Genomic DNA, 16,643 nt, shown 5'->3' with positions numbered 1-16,643 from the left:
ACGACCAGAAGTGAGGCGGAAGATGACGACGGACACCGAGGAGCCGACGCTCACCGTCGACGAACTGGCCGCGCGCGCGGGCGTCACGGTCCGCACGATCCGCTTCTACAGCACGAAGGGCCTGCTCCCGCCGCCCGTGATCGGGCCGCGCCGGGTCGGCCACTACGGCCAGGGCCATCTCTCCCGGCTCGCGCTCATCGAGGAGCTGCAGCACCAGGGCATGACGCTCTCCGCGATCGAGCGGTATCTGGAGCAGCTGCCGGTGGACCTGAGCGCGCACGACCTGGCGATCCACCGGGCCCTGGTGGCGAGCTGGGCCCCGGACGCGGCCGAGGACATGGCACGGGCCGACCTCGAGCGCCGTGCCGGGCGGGACCTGTCCGGGGAGGATCTGGACCGGCTCGCCGCGATGGGCGTCGTCGCGTACCTGGAGGAGACCGACACCTTCCGCGTGGATCCGGGTCTGCTGCGGCTCGGGGTGGAGCTGCTCGGGGTGCCCATCGCGCACGAGACGATCCTCGCTGCGCGCACCGTCCTCATGGAACACACGCGGGACGCCGCCGAGGAGCTGACGCGGCTGTTCCGCGACGAGGTGTGGGGGCCCTACCGGGAGCGGGAGGCCGACCCCGAGGACCCCGCGCACGTGGCGGCGATGAAGTCCCTGTCGGCCCATATGCAGCCGATGGTGGTGCAGGCGCTGGTCACGGCGTTCCAGCGGTCGCTCAGTGAGCAGCTGCGGGAGGCGTTCCGCGCCGAGGGCTGACCCCGGCGCGGAACGCCGTGCCGGTCAGGCGTCGGTGAACGTCTCGCCCTTGCCGGCCTTCTCGACGAGCAGCGCGGGCGGCAGGAAGCGCTCGCCATAGCGCTCGGCGAGCTCGCGCGAGCGGGCCACGAAGCCGGGCAGGCCTGCATCCTCCCCGGCGTAGCCGTCGTAGCCGTTGATGTACTGGAGCACACCGCCGGTCCAGCCCGGGAAGCCGATGCCGAAGATGGAGCCGATGTTGGCGTCGGCGACCGACGTCAGGACGCCCTCTTCGAGGAGCCGCACGGTGTCGAGCGCCTCGGAGAAGAGCATGCGCTCCTGCATGTCCCGGAACGGGATCTCGTACCCGGACTTGGTGAAGTGCTCGCGCAGGCCCGGCCACAGACCGGCGCGCTTGCCGTCCACGTACTCGTAGAAGCCGGCGCCGCCGCTGCGTCCCGTACGGCCGAACTCCTCGACCATGCGGTCGATGACGACGTCCGAGGGGTGACCGGCCCACGTGCCGCCCGCCTCCTCGACGGCCCGCTTCGTCTCGTTACGGATCTTGCGGGGCAGGGTCAGGGTCAGCTCGTCCATCAGGGAGAGGACCTTCGCCGGGTAGCCGGCCTGGGCGGCGGCCTGCTCGACGGACGCGGGCTCGATGCCCTCGGCGACCATGGCGACGCCCTCGTTGATGAAGTGCCCGATGACGCGCGAGGTGAAGAAGCCGCGCGAGTCGTTCACGACGATCGGCGTCTTGTTGATCTGCCGGACCAGGTCGAAGGCGCGGGCCAGCGCCTCGTCGCCGCTGCGCTCACCCTTGATGATCTCGACCAGCGGCATCTTGTCGACGGGCGAGAAGAAGTGCAGGCCGATGAAGTCGACGGGCCGCTCGACGCCCTCGGCGAGGAGGGTGATCGGCAGCGTCGACGTGTTCGAGCAGAGCAGCGCGTCGGGCTCGATGACGTGCTGGATCTCCTTGAACACCTTGTGCTTGAGCGCCGGGTCCTCGAAGACGGCCTCGATCACGGCGTCGCAGCCCGCGAGGTCCTGCGGGTCGGCGGTGGGCGTGATGCGGGCGAGCAGCGCGTCCGCCTTCTCCTGCGTGGTGCGGCCACGCGAGACGGCCTTGGCGCACAGCTTCTCGGAGTAGCCCTTGCCCTTGGCCGCGGCGTCCGCGGTGACGTCCTTGAGGACGACGTCGATGCCCGCGCGGGCGCACGAGTAGGCGATGCCCGCGCCCATCATCCCGGCGCCGAGGACGGCGACCTTGCGGACGGGGCGCTTCTCGATGCCCTTGGGGCGGTTGGCGCCGGAGTTGACGGCCTGGAGGTCGAAGAAGAACGCCTGGATCATGTTCTTCGCGGTCTGGCCGGTGACGAGCTCGGTGAAGTAGCGCGCCTCGATGGTCAGGGCGGTCTCGAAGTCGACCTGGGAGCCCTCGACCGCCGCGGCGAGGATGTTGCGCGGGGCCGGGTAGGGGGCGCCGTTCGTCTGCTTCTTGAGGTTGGCCGGGAAGGCGGGCAGGTTCGCCGCGAACTTCGGGTTGGCCGGGGTGCCGCCCGGGATGCGGTAGCCGGGCTTGTCCCAGGGCTGCTGCGACTCGGGATTGGCGTCGATGAAGGCACGGGCCTTCTCGATCATCTCCTCGGGAGTGGCCGCCACTTCGTGGACGAGGCCGCTCTCCAGGGCGCGCTTCGGGGTGTACTGGGTGCCCTGGAGGAGCACCTTGAGCAGGGCGTCCGTGATGCCCATGAGGCGGACGGTGCGGGTCACGCCGCCGCCCGCCGGGAGCAGGCCGAGCGTGACCTCGGGGAGGCCGATCTTGGAGCCGGGCGCGTCGAGGGCGATGCGGTGGTGCGAGGCGAGCGCGATCTCGTAACCGCCGCCGAGGGCCGCGCCGTTGATGGCGGCGACGACGGGCTTGCCGAGCGTCTCGATGCGGCGCAGGGAGTTCTTGATGCCGGTGCCGGTCTCGAACGCCTGCTGGGCGTTCTCCGGGCCGACCTTCATCATCTCCTTGAGGTCACCGCCCGCGAAGAAGGTCTTCTTGGCGGAGGTGTAGATGATGCCCCGGATCGAGTCCTTCTCGGCCTCGGCGCGGTCCGCGATCGCGGCGATCGAGTCCTTGAAGGCCTGGTTCATGGTGTTGGCGGACTGGTTCGGGTCGTCCAGGACGAGGGTGACGATGCCGGTGTCGTCCTGCTCCCAGCGGATGGTTGTGCTGGCGGTCATGGGTTACTCCGTGACGTGTGTGCGGGGGGGGTGGGGAGGTGGGGGTGGGCTGGGTTCTCGTCGCTGGGTGCGGGTTCGGTGGGGGTTGATCGCGCAGTTCCCCGCGCCCCTGAGGTGCACCGCACTCCGTGCGGCACCTCATCGGGGAAGGCTGCGCGAAGCGCACGCCTTCAGGGGCGCGGGGAACTGCGCGACCAGCCACGACGCACTCGCACCCGACGACTAGACCCGTTCCACGATCGTGGCGATACCCATGCCGCCCCCCACACACAGCGTCGCGAGCCCGTACCGGAGGTCACGCCGCTCCAACTCGTCGACGAGCGTGCCCAGGATCATCGCGCCGGTGGCACCGAGCGGGTGCCCGAGCGCGATCGCCCCACCATTGACGTTCACCTTGTCCAACGACAGCCCCATGTCCCGCACGAAGCGAAGCACCACCGCCGCGAAGGCCTCGTTGATCTCGACGAGGTCGATGTCGTCGATGGTGAGACCGGCCTTGGCGAGGGCCTTGCGGGTGGCGGGCGCCGGTCCGGTGAGCATGATCGTCGGCTCGGAGCCGGAGACGGCCGCGGAGACGATCCGGGCGCGCGGCGTCAGCCCGTACCGCTCGCCGACCTCCTTCGTGCCGATCGCGACGAGGGAGGCGCCGTCGACGATGCCGGAGGAGTTGCCCGCGTGGTGGACGTGGTCGATCTTCTCGACCCAGTGGTACTTCTGCAGCGCGACGGCGTCGAAGCCGCCCAGGTCACCGATGTCGGCGAACGACGGCTTGAGCTTGGCCAGCGAGTCGGCGGTCGTGCCGGGGCGCAGGAACTCGTCGTGGTCGAGCACGGTGAGCCCGCTGCGGTCCTTGACGGGGACGACGGAACGGACGAAGCGCCCGTCCTTGACCGCGGCGGCGGCCCGCTCCTGCGAGAGCGCCGCGTACTCGTCGACGTCGCGCCGCGAGAAGCCCTCGATGGTCGCGATCAGGTCCGCGCCGATGCCCTGCGGTACGAAGCCCGTCTCGTAGTTGGTCATCGGGTCGGCGAACCAGGCGCCGCCGTCCGAGGCCATCGGGACGCGCGACATCGACTCGACGCCGCCCGCGAGGACCAGGTCCTCCCAGCCCGAACGGACCTTCATCGCGGCCAGGTTGACCGCTTCGAGGCCCGAGGCACAGAAGCGGTTCTCCTGGACGCCGGCCACGGTGTCGGGCAGTCCGGCGGCGATGGCCGCGATCCGCGCGATGTCGGAGCCCTGGTCGCCGACCGGGCCGACGACGCCGAGCACGATGTCGTCGACGGCCGCCGGGTCGAGGTCCGGGAAGCGGGCCTGGATCTCGTGGATGAGGCCGACGACCAGGTCGATCGGCTTGGTCCCGTGCAGGGAGCCGTTCGCCTTGCCGCGTCCGCGCGGGGTGCGGATCGCGTCGTACACGTACGCTTCGGTGCTCACTCGCTTGCCTTTCGATGAGGGTGGGGGCCGAGCAATGAGGGTGGGGCCGAGCAATGAGGGTGGGCCGAGCCGGAGTTCTGGGAGGGGTCGGAGTCAGCCGAGCAGCGAGCGCCCGATGATCTCCTTCATGATCTCGGTCGTGCCGCCGTAGATCGTCTGGATGCGTCCGTCGGTGAAGGCCTTGGCGACGCGGTACTCCGTCATGTAGCCGTAGCCGCCGTGCAGTTGGAGGCAGCGGTCCGCGACGCGCTTCTGGAGTTCGGTCGCCCACCACTTGGCCATCGAGGCGTGCACCGCGTCGAGGCGGCCGTCCGAGTGGTCGACGATGCAGCGGTCGAGGAAGGTCCGGGTGACGGCGCACTCGGTCGCCATCTCGGCTATCTCGAACCGGATGTGCTGGAGCTTGGCGAGCGGGCGCCCGAAGGCCTCGCGCTCCTTGACGTACTCCATCGTGATCTCAAGGAGGTGCTCGGCGGCGGCGATGCCCGCGACGGCGATGCCCATGCGCTCCTGCGCGAGGTTCGTCATGAGGTGGATGAAGGCGCCGTCGAGCTCGCCGAGGAGGTTCTCCTTCGGGACGCGGACGTCGTTGAAGAAGAGCTCGGCCGTGTCCTGGGACTTCTGACCGATCTTGTCGAGGTTGCGGCCGCGCTCGAAGCCCGCCATGCCGCGCTCGACGACCAGGAGGGACAGGCCGTGCGCACCGCCCTCGGGGGTCGTCTTGGCGACGACGATCACCAGGTCGGCGAGGATCCCGTTCGAGATGAAGGTCTTGGAGCCGTTGAGCAGCCAGTGGTCACCCTTGTCCTCGGCGGTGGTGCGGATGCCCTGGAGGTCGGATCCGGCGCCGGGCTCGGTCATGGCGATCGCGGTGATCAGGGAGCCGTCGCAGAACCCTGGCAGCCAGCGGCGCTTCTGCTCCTCGGTGGCGAGCGAGGTCAGATACGGCCCGATGATGTCGTTGTGCAGGCCGATCGCGAGCCCGGCGGCGCCCGCGCGCGTGAACTCCTCGGCGAGGACGGCGCTGTAGCGGAAGTCGGTGTTGCCGCCGCCCCCGTACTCCTCGTCGACGGCGAGCCCGAGGAGGCCCTGCCGGCCGGCCGCGAGCCAGGCCTCGCGCGAGACGATGCCGTCCTTCTCCCACTGCTCGTAGTGGGGGGTGACCTCCTTGGCGAGGAAGGTGCGGACGGTCTCGCGGAACGCGTCGTGCTCCGCGGTGAAGATCTGCCGTTCCATGCTCATCTGCGGGTCCCCTACAGCCAGTTCTTGACGGTCTCGACGAGGCGGGCCGGCTCCGGGCCGACCGGGATGACGTTCAGCATGGTGACGCCCGCCGCGCGGAAGGCCTCGACACGCTCGCGTACGTAGCTCTCGGGTCCGCACAGGCTCATGAGCTCGCAGAACTCGTCCGGCACCGCGGCCTCCGCCTCCTTCTTCTTCCCCGAGAGGTAGAGCTCCTGGATGAGCCTGGCCTCCTTCTCGTAGCCGTAGGCCACGGCGAGGTCGTTGTAGAAGTTCTTGCCGACGGCGCCCATGCCGCCCACGTAGAGGGCGATGTTGGGGCGGGCGAGGTCACGGGCGGCGGCCGCGTCCTCGCCGATGGCGAGCAGGCCGCCCGCGACGATCTGGAGCGGTCCGAGCTCGGGGGCGCGCTCGGCTGCGCCCTCGGCGAGCGGGGTGCCCCACACCTGCTGCGCCTTCTCCGGGAGGAAGAGGGTGGGCAGCCAGCCGTCGGCGATCTCGGCGGTCATCCGGACGTTCGCCGGGCCCAGCGAGGCGACGTACAGCGGGACTTCGGGGCGCACCGGCTTGGCGAGGATCTTCAGGGGCTTGCCGAGCCTGCCGCCCTTCTCCGGGGGCAGCGGCATGTCCGTGATGCCGTGGTGGTCGATGACCTCGCGGCGCAGGATGCGGCGGGTCAGCTCGATGGTCTCGCGCGTACGGCCCAGCGGCTTGTCGTACGCCTTGCCGTGCCAGCCCTCGACCACCTGCGGGCCCGAGGCGCCCAGGCCGATGACGGCGCGGCCACCGGAGATCGCGTCGAGCCCGGCGGCGGTCTGCGCGATGAGGGCGGGGGTGCGCGAGTAGACGTTGAGGATCGCGGCGCCGATCTTCATACGCTCGGTGCGTGCCGCGAGGTAGCCCATGATCGTGGGCGAGTCGAAGCCGTACGCCTCGGCGACCCAGACGGCGTCGAGTCCCGCCGACTCGAGCGCGGCGGCGTCGTCGGCGGCCTGCCGGGGGTCGGCTGCGTAGGCGAGGGGTGCGGACAGCTCCATCAGTTCTCTTCCTTCGTCAGGCTCGGTACGTCCCAGTCGCGTGCCACGGCCGCGGTGTCGGCGCCCGGCTGCGCGGGGCCCGTCCGAACGGCGGTGGGTGTCGCGGAGAAGCGGGGTGCGGGGGCCGGCTGGGTGATGCCGCCGTGGTCGGTGAAGGTGCCGCGGGCGGCCAGGTGGGGGTGGCCGGGCGCCTCGCGCAGGGAGAGGACCGGCGCCACGCACGCGTCGGACCCCTCGAAGACGGCGGTCCACTCCTCGCGGGTACGGGCCTTGAAGCGGGCGGCCACGGCCTCGCGCAGCTCGCCCCACCGGGTGAGGTCGTGGCGCTCGGGCACGGCGCCCTCGATGCCGAGGAGCCGGACGAACTCGTCGTAGAAATGCTGCTCCAGGGCGCCGACCGCCATGTGCCGGCCGTCCGACGTCTCGTACGTGCCGTAGAAGGGACAGCCGCCGTCGAGGAGGTTGCTGCCGCGCCGGTCCTGCCAGCCGCCGGCCGCGAGCATGCCGTGGATCATCGACGCGAGGTGCGCGGCGCCGTCGACGATCGCGGCGTCCACGACCTGGCCCGCGCCGGTGTCGCGCGCGTGGTGGAGGGCGGCGAGGATGCCGACGACGAGGTAGAGCGAGCCGCCCGCGTAGTCGCCGACGAGGTTCGCCGGGACGGTCGGCGGCTCTTCGGGCCTGCCGATCATGCCGAGGGTGCCGGTGAGCGCGATGTACGCGATGTCGTGCCCGGCGCGCTGTGCGAGGGGGCCCTCCTGGCCCCAGCCGGTCATACGTCCGTAGACGAGCCGCGGATTGCGGGCGTGGCAGGCGTCGGGGCCGACGCCCAGGCGCTCGGCGACCCCTGGCCGGTAGCCCTCGATGAGGACGTCCGCCTTGTCGACGAGGTCGAGGACGCGCGCGGGGCCGTCCGCCGCCTTGAGGTCGACGATCACGGAGCGCTTGTTGCGGTTGGTGATGTCGTACGCGGGGTCGATCCCGAGCCCGGCGCCTCCGGGGCGGTCCACGCGCACGACGTCGGCGCCCAGGTCGGCGAGGAGCATCGCGGCGAACGGACCCGGGCCGATGCCCGCCAGTTCGACCACGCGCACCCCGGCGAGCGGGCCGCTGTCCGTCATCCCTGCCACTGCCATCGAGCCCCCAGCACTGTGACACAACTGATGTAACACCAGCGATGCTAAGAACGTGTTCCACTGAGCACAACCCCTGACGAGCAAGCGCTTAGTAATTTACGACGCCGGGCTTCGGGGTCGCACGCGAACGTTGCGGTTGTCGACGCCGAGGAGGCGGGGCCCCTGAACCTCCGCGCGCTCCCCACGCTAGCCTCGGCCACCGGCAACGGCGCGGGACACAGGGCTGAGGGGTGTCATGACCAGGCAGGACAGCGGACCGGAGCACGGACAGGGCCACGGGCGGGACGACGGGCCGGGCGAGGGGCGGGACATCGTGCGGGGCGAGGCGCGGGACAAGCGTGACAGGCCCGACAAGACGGGCCGGGACTTCGACATCGTGCTCTTCGGGGCGACCGGGTTCGTCGGCGCGCTCACCGCCGAGTATCTGGCGGCGCACGCGCCCGAGGGCCTGCGCTGGGCGATCGCCGGGCGCGACACGGCCAAGCTGGAGCGGCTGCGCGAACGCCTCACCGCGATCGACCCCGCCTGCGCCGTGCTGCCGCTGGTCCGCGCGGACGTCGCCGACCCCGCGTCGCTGCGCGCTCTCGCGGCACGCGCGCGCGTGGTGGCCACGACCGTCGGCCCTTACCTCACCTACGGCCAGGAACTGGTGGCCGCCTGTGCCGAGTCGGGCACCGACTACGCGGACCTCACCGGTGAGCCGGAGTTCGTCGACGTCACCTATGTGCGGCACGACGCCCGCGCGCGGGAGACCGGGGCGCGGCTCGTCCACGCGTGCGGCTTCGACTCGATCCCGCACGACCTGGGCGTGCACTTCACCGTGGGGCAGCTCCCGGAGGGGGTGCCGCTGCGGATCGACGGGTTCGTGCGGTCGAACGCGACGTTCTCGGGCGGCACGTTCGCGTCCGCGCTCAACCAGTTCGCACGGGGGCGCCAGATGCTGGCCGCGCAGCAGGACCGCCGACGGCACCAGCCCCGCCTCGTGGGCCGCAGGGCGTACGCGCCGACGGGCGCGCCCCGCTACGCCAAGGAGGTCGGCGCGTGGGCGCTGCCGCTCCCCACGATCGACCCGCAGATCGTGCAGCGGTCCGCGCGGACGCTGGAGCGCTACGGCCCCGACTTCCGCTACCGGCACTACGCGGCGGTCCGGCACCTTCCCGTCGCGGCGGGCGGCGTCGCGGCGGCGGGGGCACTGTTCGCGGCGGCCCAACTGCCGCCCGCGCGCCACTGGTTGTCGGGCCGGCTCCGGCCGGGCGACGGCCCGGACGAGGCACGCCGGGCGAAGAGCTGGTTCTCGGTGCGCTTCGTCGGCGAGGGCGGCGGCCACCGCGTGTTCACGGAGGTCTCGGGCGGGGACCCCGGGTACGACGAGACGGCGAAGATGCTCGGCGAGTCCGCGATGTGCCTGGCCCTGGACGACCTGCCGGCGACATCGGGCCAGGTCACGACGGCGGTGGCGATGGGCGACGCGCTGACGGAGCGGCTGCGCGCCGCGGGGATCGGGTTCCGGGTGGCCGCGAGGAGGTAGGTGGCCCCTACGTGCGCGGGGCGCCCTCCTGCGCCTCGGCAAGTGCTCGGCGGCACAGGGCGTCCGCCCTGCGGGTCGTCTCCGGCTGGCGGTATTTCGGGGTGAGGTTCAGGGTCCAGGCGCACGCCGTGTCGAGGCTCGTGCGGTGGCCGACGGAGACGAAGACGGGTTTGACGCCGTCCCGGGTGCGCAGGGCCCGGCCCACCTCCTCCTCACCGTCGAGCAGGGGCGCCGTGCTGCCGCGCGGCGCGTCCGGCTCCTCGTACGCGAAGGTGAACGGGTTCTTCGCGACGCCGATCGTCGGGAGCCCCGTCAGGACGCCGAGGTGGCTGGCGAGGCCGAAGCGGCGCGGGTGGGCGAGGCCGTACCCGTCGCAGACGACGAGCCCGGGGCCGGCGGCGAGCCCCGCCAGGGCGGCGACGACCGTCGGGATCTCGCGGAACGCCAGCAGGCCGGGCACGTACGGGAAGGAGATCCGGCCGACGGCGGTGGACTCCTCGACCACGTCGAGGGTCGCCGCGTCGAGCACGACGGCCGCCGCGGCGACGAGGTCGCGCGTGTCGTCGTAGGCCACGTCGACACCGGTGACGAGGCCGGTGCCGGGCCGGGGCCCCGGCTCGTCGAGGACGACACGGCCGCGCAGTTCGTCCTGGACGGCGCGGGCCGCGCGCTCGTCGGCGGGCCACCGGTCGGCGAGGCTCTCAAGGTCGTTCATGATGGCGCCCACCCTAGAGGGCTGGGCCTGCGGGGGGCGCGGGTAGCCTGGCGATCATGTTTGTACTCGAACTGACCTACACGGCCCCGGTCGAGCGCGTGGACCCGCTTCTCGAGGCGCACGTCGCCTGGCTCGACGAGCAGTACGAAGCCGGTGTCTTCATCGCGTCGGGCCGTAAGAACCCGCGCGACGGCGGGATCATCCTCGCCGTCGGGGACGACCGCGCGCAGATCGAGAAGATCACGGCGGCCGACCCCTTCGTCACCGGCGAGGTGTGCGCGTACCGCGTCACGGAGTTCATCGCGACGAAAACGGCGCCCGAACTGGAGCGCTTCCGGCAGCAGTTGGCGGGCTAGGGCTGTCCGGCGGATCAGGGTCGGACAGGTCGCGGCGTCCGGTGCGGTGCATCGCAAGGCGCCGGAGCGTCCTGACAGCGGAGCTGTCCGGCGGGTTCGGCAACGCGGCCAGGTGCCGTGCGAGTGGGGGCACCTCCGAGCGGTAGCTGGGGAGTCGCGACCCCGGCCATGATCCGCCGGACACGCCCTAGGACCGTACGTACGGGTCGGTCCCGGCCGTCCGCGTCACGGTGCGAGCCGGGCGATCCGTCCCGTCTCCCCCGAGGCCCAGCAGGCTCCGTCGTGGGCGCAGCTCACCGTGTCGTACGAGCCGGTGTCGACGGTGCGCCAGGTGCGGCCGCCGTCGTTCGTGACGTCCGTTCCCGTCGGGCCGACCGCGAGGGCGCCGGCGCGGGTGTGCGGGAGCCAGGTGACGCCCGAGCGGTAGGCGGGGACGGGCGCGGCGGACGGGGTCCAGGTGCGCCCGCCGTCGGCCGTCGTCGCCGAGGCCTGCGCGGACGCCTGGTCCGCGCGGTAGTCGCCGCCGACCGCGAGGCCGTGCGCGCGGTCGCGGAAGGCGAGCCCGAAGACGCCGCGCGCCGGGTCGCCCGCCGGGATCGTCGCGTCGCTCGCCCGCCAGGTCAGGCCCCGGTCGGAGGAGTGCAGCACGCGCGCGTGTGCGCCCCCGCCGGTGGCCAGCCACACGTCGTGCGGCCCCGAGCTGACCAGGCACTGGCCGCTCGCCGCGAAGCCCGCCTCGCCGTCCTGCGCCGCGGGCATGCCGTCGCCGGGCAGGACGTCCCAGGAACGTCCGCCGTCCCGCGTCGACAGGATCCGGAACCTGCCGTCGACGGGGTCGCTCATCGCCAGGCCGTGGCGCGGGTCGAAGAACGTCAGGCAGTCGTAGAACGCCTTCGGGTCGGCGTTACGGAACGACTCCGTCCAGGTGGCCCCGCCGTCCTCCGTGCGCAGGACCCGCGAGGCGTCCCCCTCGCCGATCGCGAGGACGACCGCGCGCCGGCCGTCGAAGGCCTCGATGTCGCGGAACTCCAACTCCCCCGCCCCCGGCGGCGACACGTTCCGCCAGTGGGCGCCGCCGTCCGAGGTGCGCAGCACCGTGCCCTTGCTCCCGGCCACCCAGGCAGTGCCCCGGCTCACCGCGGCGAGGCCCCGGAACCGCGCGCCCGTGCCGCTGTCCTGCGGTTCCCAGCGTGGCGTGCGGTCCTGCGCCTGGTGCTCGCGCGCACCGTCGGCCCGCGCCGGACCCGCCGGACCGAACGCGAGGGCGAGCGCCGCCCCGGCCAGCCCCATGGACACCATCCTTCTCGACTTCCCCATGCCCCTCATGGCGGGCGAAGCTAGCCCACTCCCCGGGCGCCGTCCAGATGCCCCGCGCGCCTCGTGCGCGATCACCGTGGCGACCGGAACACTTTCCAGAACCTTCCCGGAACACGGCCGGGATGCGGGCCGGTATCCGGGCCGGTGACAGACGTCACTCACCTTCCCGCCCGATCCGGCGCACGGATTCCCCCGTTCCGCCGTCTCATCAAGTGGGGGGAGTCGCGCTCGCTCACGTGGAGGGCCCACCCACCGCCCGATCCGCCGCCATCCGCCGCCGATCCGCCGTCCGTCCAGCCGTCACAAGGGAGCAGGCGTTGTCCACCGTCATCGAGCAAGCCGTAGAGGCACGTCTCGTCGCCGCCGCGCCGCGGATGTCGACCATTCCCGCCACGCTGCGGTACGACATGCGGGACCCCTTCGCCGTACGCATGTCGTTCCCGGCGCCCGCCACGCTCGAAGGCGTCGACGTCAGCTGGACCTTCGCCCGCGAGCTGCTCGCGGCCGGGGTGCGCGAGCCGGCCGGCTCGGGCGACGTCCGGGTGCGGCCGTACGGCTTCGACCGGACGGTCCTGGAGTTCCACGCCTGCGAGGGCACCGCGATCGTGCACATCCGGACGGGCGAACTGCGCCGCTTCCTCAGCACCGCGGCGACGCTGGTGCCGGTGGGTGACGAGCATCTGTACGTGGACCTGGACCGCGACCTCGCCGAGCTGATGCGCGACGTGAGCTGAACATGGCGGCCAGGGTCAACGCCCGCCGCCGAACAGGTTGTTGAGCTCGCCGTAGTCGAGCCCGCCGGCCAGGCTCCCGTACGTTCCGTCGGTGAGCAGCTCCCTCGCCGCCCGGCGGACGAGGGCGTGCACGGCCTGGGCGATGCCCGCGCCGACACTGATCCGGGCCACACCGAGGGCGGCGAACTCGGCCACGGACGGCGCCCCGGGCCAGGCCATCACGTTGAGCGGCGCGTCGACACCCGCCACGAGCGCCTTCACGGTCACCGGGTCGACGGCCCCGGGCACGAAGATCCCGTCCGCTCCCGCCGCGAGATAGCGCGCGGCCCGCTCCAGCGTCAGGGCGACGCGGTCCCCCGGCTCCCCCACGCCCGCGAGATACGTGTCGACACGGGCGTTCACGAACAGCGGCACTCCCTCCGCGTCGGCCGCCGCACGGGCCGCCGCGATCCGCTCCGCCTGCGCCTCGGCGGACCGCAGCGGACCGTGCGCGTCGTGCGCGTCGTGCGAGGAGTCCTCGATGTTGACGCCGACCGCGCCCGCGTCGAGGACGGCCCGCACGGTGGCTGCGACGCCCGCGGCCGTGTCGGCGTATCCGCTCTCGATGTCCGCGGTCACCGGGAGCTCCACCGATGCGGCGATCCTGGCGACGGCGGCGAGCGCCGCCTCCCTGCCGAGCCGGTCCCCGTCCGCCGCGCCGAGATCCCAGGCGAGTCCGGCGCTGGTGGTGGCCACGGCGGCGGCGCCGGCGTCCGCGACGATGCGGGCGCTCGCTGCGTCCCAGGCGTTGGGCAGTACGAGCGGGCGGCCTGCGACATGCCGGGAACGGAGGGACAGGGCCAGGTCGCGGAGGTGCGTGCGATGCGTCATGCGGCACAGCCAACCAGGCGGACCGCGCAGCGTCCGGCGAGAATCCGACATCTACGCACTCGGCGGAGCGGAACGCCGCGGTCTCCGCATCACAGGGCCCGTTCAGCCACCGTCACCCGCCGCACGGGCCGCCTCCGCCGCCTCGACGGCCGAGGCCAGCGCGGTGCGGATGTCGTCCATCGCCTCCGCCAGTTCGGGGGACGCGTCGCCCGCGTGGACGACGAGGTCGTCGAGGCGGTCCCGGTGCGCGCGCCGGCCGGGGCCGGAGACCGGCGCGCTCAGTTCGCCGACGGTGGCGAGCACGGCGAGGACCGCGTCGTCCCGGTCCACCTGGCCGACGGGCAGAGGCCCTGCGAGGGCGCCGAGCACCTCGGCCCGCAGCACCTCGACGTATTCGGCGCGTGCCAGGCGGTAGCGGGTCACCGGGAACACTCCGAGGACGCGCTTGCGCTCCCGCGAGAGGTACCCCTCGGTGGCGAGCCGGCGGCGCACGGTGCCGAGAGCGGCGTCGGAGCGGTAGCGGATCCAGGTGCGCCAGGTGCGCGGCCTCGACTCCTCGGCGAGCTCCATCAGTTCGTCGAGTACGGGGTCGCCGGTGCGGGCGCCGAGGACCGGTGTGACGACACCGTCCACATCGCTGATCATGCGGCGCCCGGCGAGTTCGGCGAGGGCCGCGGCGCGTACGGCGAGCGCCAGGTCGGGGGCGTCGGAGACCTGGCCCTTCGAGGTGTCGAAGCCCAGCAGGAAGAGCCGGGCGGGCAGCGAGAGCGAGCCGTGGGGCACGAGCGCCTCCTCCTGGGGGTGGGGCTCACGATAATTCGCGTACCGCTGTGTGACGTGCCTCTCAGTCCGACTCCACGAGCTGTGTTTCTGAGGCGCAATGGGGCCATAGAGGCAGGTGAGGACGGAGGGGCCGATTCCGGGGGGCCCTTTACAGAGGGTTTAACCTACGGCAACGTAACCTACGACACCGTAGGTACATCCGCTCGTGCCTGCGTTTCGTGTCTTCGCACTACTCCCGTCCCCCTCTGGAGCCCTCGTGACCATCACCTCTCCCCACCTCGGCAGCTCGTCCTCCACCTGGACCGACGCCCAGCTGCTGTACGCGCTGGAGGAAGTGGTCGAGCAGGAACTGAACCGCCACCTCAAGGTGGCCAAGGACTGGATGCCGCACGAGTACGTGCCGTGGGCCGACGCCCGGAACTTCCCCGGCTTCTTCGAGGACGGCGAGGCCTGGGCGAAGGACCAGTCCAAGGTCACCGAGGTCGGCCGGATCGCTCTCGTCGTCAACCTGCTGACCGAGGACAACCTCCCCAGCTACCACCACGAGATCGCCACCCTGTTCGGCCGCGACGGCGCCTGGGGCACCTGGGTGCACCGCTGGACCGCCGAGGAGGGCCGCCACGGCATCGTGATGCGCGACTACCTGCTCGCCTCCCGCGCCGTCGACCCGGACCAGCTGGAGCAGTTCCGGATGGCGCACATGGCGGAGGGCTTCGAGTCCGACAACCGGCACTCGATGCTGCACTCGGTCGCGTACGTCGCCTTCCAGGAGCTCGCGACCCGCGTCTCGCACCGCAACACCGGCCACCAGTCGGGCGACCCGGTCTGCGACCGCATGCTGGCGCGCATCGCGACCGACGAGAACCTGCACATGGTCTTCTACCGGAACCTGCTCGGCGCCGCCTTCGAGCTCGCCCCCGACCTCACGATGCAGGCCGTGCGCGACGTCGTCGTCAACTTCCGGATGCCCGGACACGGCATGCCCGGCTTCGAGCGCGCCGCCGCGCAGATGGCCATCGGCGAGATCTACAACATGCGCATCCACCACGACGACGTGATCCAGCCCGTGCTGCGCTTCCTGAAGGTCCTGGAGATCGACGGGCTCGGCCCGGAGGGTCTCAAGGCCCAGGAGGAGCTCGGCCTGTACATGGGCGGCCTGGACAGCGAGGCCGCCAAGTTCGACGAGAAGCTGGCGGCCCGCAAGGCCCGCATGGCGGCCCGCGCCGGGCACTGACCCCCGCCTCTTCCGTACGCGCTCCCGGGCCCCGGCCCGGGAGCGCGTACGTGTGTCAGCCGCGCCGCAGCTGGAGCCGCTCCTTCTCGGAGAGGCCGCCCCAGACGCCGAAGCGTTCGTCGTTGGCGAGTGCGTAGTCCAGGCAGGCCGTGCGGATCTCGCACAGGCCGCAGATGCTCTTCGCCTCGCGCACGGAGCTGCCGGGCTCGGGGAAGAAGAAGTCACCGCCCGTCTGGGCGCACAGCGCCGCGTCCTGCCAGGAAGGGACGGGCGGGACGGGCGTGACGGGGCGCAGCGTGTTGTTCGAGTACATGCCGCCGATCGTGCCGCACGGCGAAAAACAGACGATCAACGACTGATCAACGCGGCGCGCCGGACGGATCCCGACACGGTCGCGACGCGGTCGCGACGCGGCTCAGGTCTGGTTCGGGTCTCCCTTGATGACCGCGAAACGGGCGCCCTGCGGGTCGGTGATCTTGGCGATGCGGCCGACGCCCGGCAGGCTCGTGGGTTCGAGGCGCACGGCGCCCTTCAGCTCCCGCGTCCGGTCGGCGATCGCGTCGACGTCCGGCACATGGAAGTACGGCATCCAGTGCGCGCCAATGTCGGACTCCGCGGGGTCGTCGCGGAGCGTGACCATGCCGCCGAACATGTCGTCCGCGCCGGTGCCGGCCGGGTTGACCGTCGTATAGATGCCGCCGGGGAACGGCACGTCGAACGTGCCCCAGCCGAACACCGAGCGGTAGAACTCCTTGGCCTCGTCGACGTCGGGGGCGTACAGCTCGATCCAGTTGAGCGAGAAGTCCTCGGTGGCGAGGTCGAGGCCCTTGTTCCGGCCGGGCTGCCAGAGGCCGAAGAGCGCGCCCGCCCGGTCGGCGAGGACGGCCATGCGGCCCAGGTCCAAGACGTCCATCGGCTTGTACGGGGTGGACCCGCCGGCCTGCTCGGCGGCCCGCACGGTCGCGTCGGTGTCCTGCGTCTGGAAGTAGACCGTCCAGGACGGCGGGGCCTGGTCGGGCGTGACGGTCATCGCGCCGGCGACGCTCTTGCCGTCGAGCTGAAAGAGGCCGTAGCCGCCGACCTCGGGGCCGCCCGACTGGAACTGCCAGCCGAAGAGCCCGCTGTAGAAGGAGACGGCCGCGTCCAGATCAGGGGTCGCGAGATCCAGCCAGTTCGGTGAGCCGTCGACGTAACGGGTGGTGAGCATGGTGCCCTCCTCGTTGAGGGTGCCCCCCTTGCAGGGGTCCCGTTGTCTGCCTCACCGAGTCTTCCACCGC

Annotated in this window: 16 protein-coding genes; 5 read left to right on the top strand and 11 right to left on the bottom strand. The window is 72.1% G+C overall.

Features of this window, described 5'->3' with window-relative positions; all coding sequences use genetic code 11:
• Positions 1 to 22: 22 nt before the first annotated feature.
• Positions 23 to 763 (top strand): MerR family transcriptional regulator, encoded by a 741-nt coding sequence (locus EOT10_RS03395; protein ID WP_127826499.1) that lies wholly within the window; start codon positions 23 to 25, stop codon positions 761 to 763.
• A gap of 24 nt (positions 764 to 787) precedes the next feature.
• Here the strand turns inward: EOT10_RS03395 and EOT10_RS03390 are convergent, their stop codons facing one another.
• The 5 genes from EOT10_RS03390 to EOT10_RS03370 all read right to left on the bottom strand — a co-directional run bounded on the left by EOT10_RS03390 (position 788) and on the right by EOT10_RS03370 (position 7,829).
• On the bottom strand, positions 788 to 2,977 hold the full coding sequence (locus EOT10_RS03390) for a 3-hydroxyacyl-CoA dehydrogenase NAD-binding domain-containing protein (RefSeq protein ID WP_127826498.1): 2,190 nt from the start codon (positions 2,975 to 2,977) through the stop codon (positions 788 to 790).
• A 222-nt stretch (positions 2,978 to 3,199) separates the two neighbouring features.
• Entirely contained in the window at positions 3,200 to 4,414 is a 1,215-nt protein-coding gene (locus tag EOT10_RS03385; RefSeq protein ID WP_127826497.1) for an acetyl-CoA C-acetyltransferase, read from the bottom strand.
• A 93-nt stretch (positions 4,415 to 4,507) separates the two neighbouring features.
• On the bottom strand, positions 4,508 to 5,650 hold the full coding sequence (locus tag EOT10_RS03380) for an acyl-CoA dehydrogenase family protein (protein WP_127826745.1): 1,143 nt from the start codon (positions 5,648 to 5,650) through the stop codon (positions 4,508 to 4,510).
• Positions 5,651 to 5,667: 17 nt separating this feature from the next.
• On the bottom strand, positions 5,668 to 6,693 hold the full coding sequence (locus EOT10_RS03375) for an LLM class F420-dependent oxidoreductase (protein ID WP_127826496.1): 1,026 nt from the start codon (positions 6,691 to 6,693) through the stop codon (positions 5,668 to 5,670).
• The gene (locus tag EOT10_RS03370; RefSeq protein WP_127826495.1) at positions 6,693 to 7,829 is read right to left on the bottom strand and encodes a CaiB/BaiF CoA transferase family protein; all 1,137 of its coding nucleotides are present in this window, start codon (positions 7,827 to 7,829) and stop codon (positions 6,693 to 6,695) included. The genes EOT10_RS03375 and EOT10_RS03370 overlap by 1 nt, the downstream gene beginning before the upstream one ends.
• Before the next feature lie 235 nt (positions 7,830 to 8,064).
• Here EOT10_RS03370 and EOT10_RS03365 point away from each other — a divergent pair, with 235 nt between their 5' ends.
• Positions 8,065 to 9,357: a saccharopine dehydrogenase family protein gene (locus EOT10_RS03365; protein ID WP_127826494.1), complete on the top strand. Its 1,293-nt coding sequence runs from the start codon at positions 8,065 to 8,067 to the stop codon at positions 9,355 to 9,357.
• A 7-nt stretch (positions 9,358 to 9,364) separates the two neighbouring features.
• Here the strand turns inward: EOT10_RS03365 and EOT10_RS03360 are convergent, their stop codons facing one another.
• Positions 9,365 to 10,072, bottom strand: a complete 708-nt coding sequence (locus EOT10_RS03360) for an endonuclease V (RefSeq protein ID WP_127826493.1) — start codon at positions 10,070 to 10,072, stop codon at positions 9,365 to 9,367.
• A 56-nt stretch (positions 10,073 to 10,128) separates the two neighbouring features.
• Between EOT10_RS03360 and EOT10_RS03355 the strand changes: the two genes are divergently transcribed.
• Positions 10,129 to 10,428, top strand: coding sequence for a YciI family protein (locus tag EOT10_RS03355; RefSeq protein ID WP_127826492.1), 300 nt, complete (start codon positions 10,129 to 10,131; stop codon positions 10,426 to 10,428).
• A 225-nt stretch (positions 10,429 to 10,653) separates the two neighbouring features.
• Here EOT10_RS03355 and EOT10_RS03350 read toward each other — a convergent pair whose 3' ends face one another.
• Positions 10,654 to 11,718: a WD40/YVTN/BNR-like repeat-containing protein gene (locus EOT10_RS03350; protein ID WP_223280730.1), complete on the bottom strand. Its 1,065-nt coding sequence runs from the start codon at positions 11,716 to 11,718 to the stop codon at positions 10,654 to 10,656.
• Positions 11,719 to 12,062: 344 nt separating this feature from the next.
• Here EOT10_RS03350 and ssgD point away from each other — a divergent pair, with 344 nt between their 5' ends.
• A complete protein-coding gene (ssgD, locus tag EOT10_RS03345) occupies positions 12,063 to 12,479 on the top strand; it encodes a spore wall synthesis regulator SsgD (RefSeq protein ID WP_127826491.1) in 417 nt (138 codons plus the stop codon).
• Between the two features lie 15 nt (positions 12,480 to 12,494).
• Here the strand turns inward: ssgD and EOT10_RS03340 are convergent, their stop codons facing one another.
• The gene (locus tag EOT10_RS03340) at positions 12,495 to 13,349 is read right to left on the bottom strand and encodes an isocitrate lyase/PEP mutase family protein (protein ID WP_127826490.1); all 855 of its coding nucleotides are present in this window, start codon (positions 13,347 to 13,349) and stop codon (positions 12,495 to 12,497) included.
• Positions 13,350 to 13,451: 102 nt separating this feature from the next.
• Positions 13,452 to 14,132 (bottom strand): GOLPH3/VPS74 family protein, encoded by a 681-nt coding sequence (locus EOT10_RS03335; protein WP_189491032.1) that lies wholly within the window; start codon positions 14,130 to 14,132, stop codon positions 13,452 to 13,454.
• A gap of 256 nt (positions 14,133 to 14,388) precedes the next feature.
• Between EOT10_RS03335 and EOT10_RS03330 the strand changes: the two genes are divergently transcribed.
• Positions 14,389 to 15,366, top strand: a complete 978-nt coding sequence (locus tag EOT10_RS03330; RefSeq protein WP_127826488.1) for an acyl-ACP desaturase — start codon at positions 14,389 to 14,391, stop codon at positions 15,364 to 15,366.
• Positions 15,367 to 15,421: 55 nt separating this feature from the next.
• Here EOT10_RS03330 and EOT10_RS03325 read toward each other — a convergent pair whose 3' ends face one another.
• Both EOT10_RS03325 and EOT10_RS03320 read right to left on the bottom strand, forming a co-directional pair.
• Positions 15,422 to 15,679, bottom strand: coding sequence for a WhiB family transcriptional regulator (locus EOT10_RS03325; RefSeq protein ID WP_189491029.1), 258 nt, complete (start codon positions 15,677 to 15,679; stop codon positions 15,422 to 15,424).
• Between the two features lie 102 nt (positions 15,680 to 15,781).
• Positions 15,782 to 16,573, bottom strand: a complete 792-nt coding sequence (locus EOT10_RS03320; protein WP_127826486.1) for a VOC family protein — start codon at positions 16,571 to 16,573, stop codon at positions 15,782 to 15,784.
• Positions 16,574 to 16,643 lie beyond the last annotated feature (70 nt).

It is taken from the genome of Streptomyces antnestii (genome assembly GCF_004005495.1).
In the GTDB taxonomy this organism is placed as follows: Bacteria; Actinomycetota; Actinomycetes; order Streptomycetales; family Streptomycetaceae; genus Streptomyces; species Streptomyces antnestii.
Note: the sequence above shows the minus strand (reverse complement) of the source record. Positions and strands in the feature narration are given on the sequence as shown.

Excerpts from the sequence above, each read along its gene's own strand:
- EOT10_RS03350 (WP_223280730.1), bottom strand. The coding sequence starts at position 11,718 with ATGGGGCTGGCCGGGGCGGCGCTCGCCCTCGCGTTCGGTCCGGCGGGT.
- EOT10_RS03325 (WP_189491029.1), bottom strand. The coding sequence starts at position 15,679 with ATGTACTCGAACAACACGCTGCGCCCCGTCACGCCCGTCCCGCCCGTC.
- EOT10_RS03320 (WP_127826486.1), bottom strand. The coding sequence starts at position 16,573 with ATGCTCACCACCCGTTACGTCGACGGCTCACCGAACTGGCTGGATCTC.
- EOT10_RS03375 (WP_127826496.1), bottom strand. The coding sequence starts at position 6,693 with ATGGAGCTGTCCGCACCCCTCGCCTACGCAGCCGACCCCCGGCAGGCC.
- EOT10_RS03390 (WP_127826498.1), bottom strand. The coding sequence starts at position 2,977 with ATGACCGCCAGCACAACCATCCGCTGGGAGCAGGACGACACCGGCATC.
- EOT10_RS03355 (WP_127826492.1), top strand. The coding sequence starts at position 10,129 with ATGTTTGTACTCGAACTGACCTACACGGCCCCGGTCGAGCGCGTGGAC.
- EOT10_RS03380 (WP_127826745.1), bottom strand. The coding sequence starts at position 5,650 with ATGGAACGGCAGATCTTCACCGCGGAGCACGACGCGTTCCGCGAGACC.
- EOT10_RS03370 (WP_127826495.1), bottom strand. The coding sequence starts at position 7,829 with ATGGCAGTGGCAGGGATGACGGACAGCGGCCCGCTCGCCGGGGTGCGC.
- EOT10_RS03395 (WP_127826499.1), top strand. The coding sequence starts at position 23 with ATGACGACGGACACCGAGGAGCCGACGCTCACCGTCGACGAACTGGCC.
- EOT10_RS03360 (WP_127826493.1), bottom strand. The coding sequence starts at position 10,072 with ATGAACGACCTTGAGAGCCTCGCCGACCGGTGGCCCGCCGACGAGCGC.
- EOT10_RS03340 (WP_127826490.1), bottom strand. The coding sequence starts at position 13,349 with ATGACGCATCGCACGCACCTCCGCGACCTGGCCCTGTCCCTCCGTTCC.
- EOT10_RS03365 (WP_127826494.1), top strand. The coding sequence starts at position 8,065 with ATGACCAGGCAGGACAGCGGACCGGAGCACGGACAGGGCCACGGGCGG.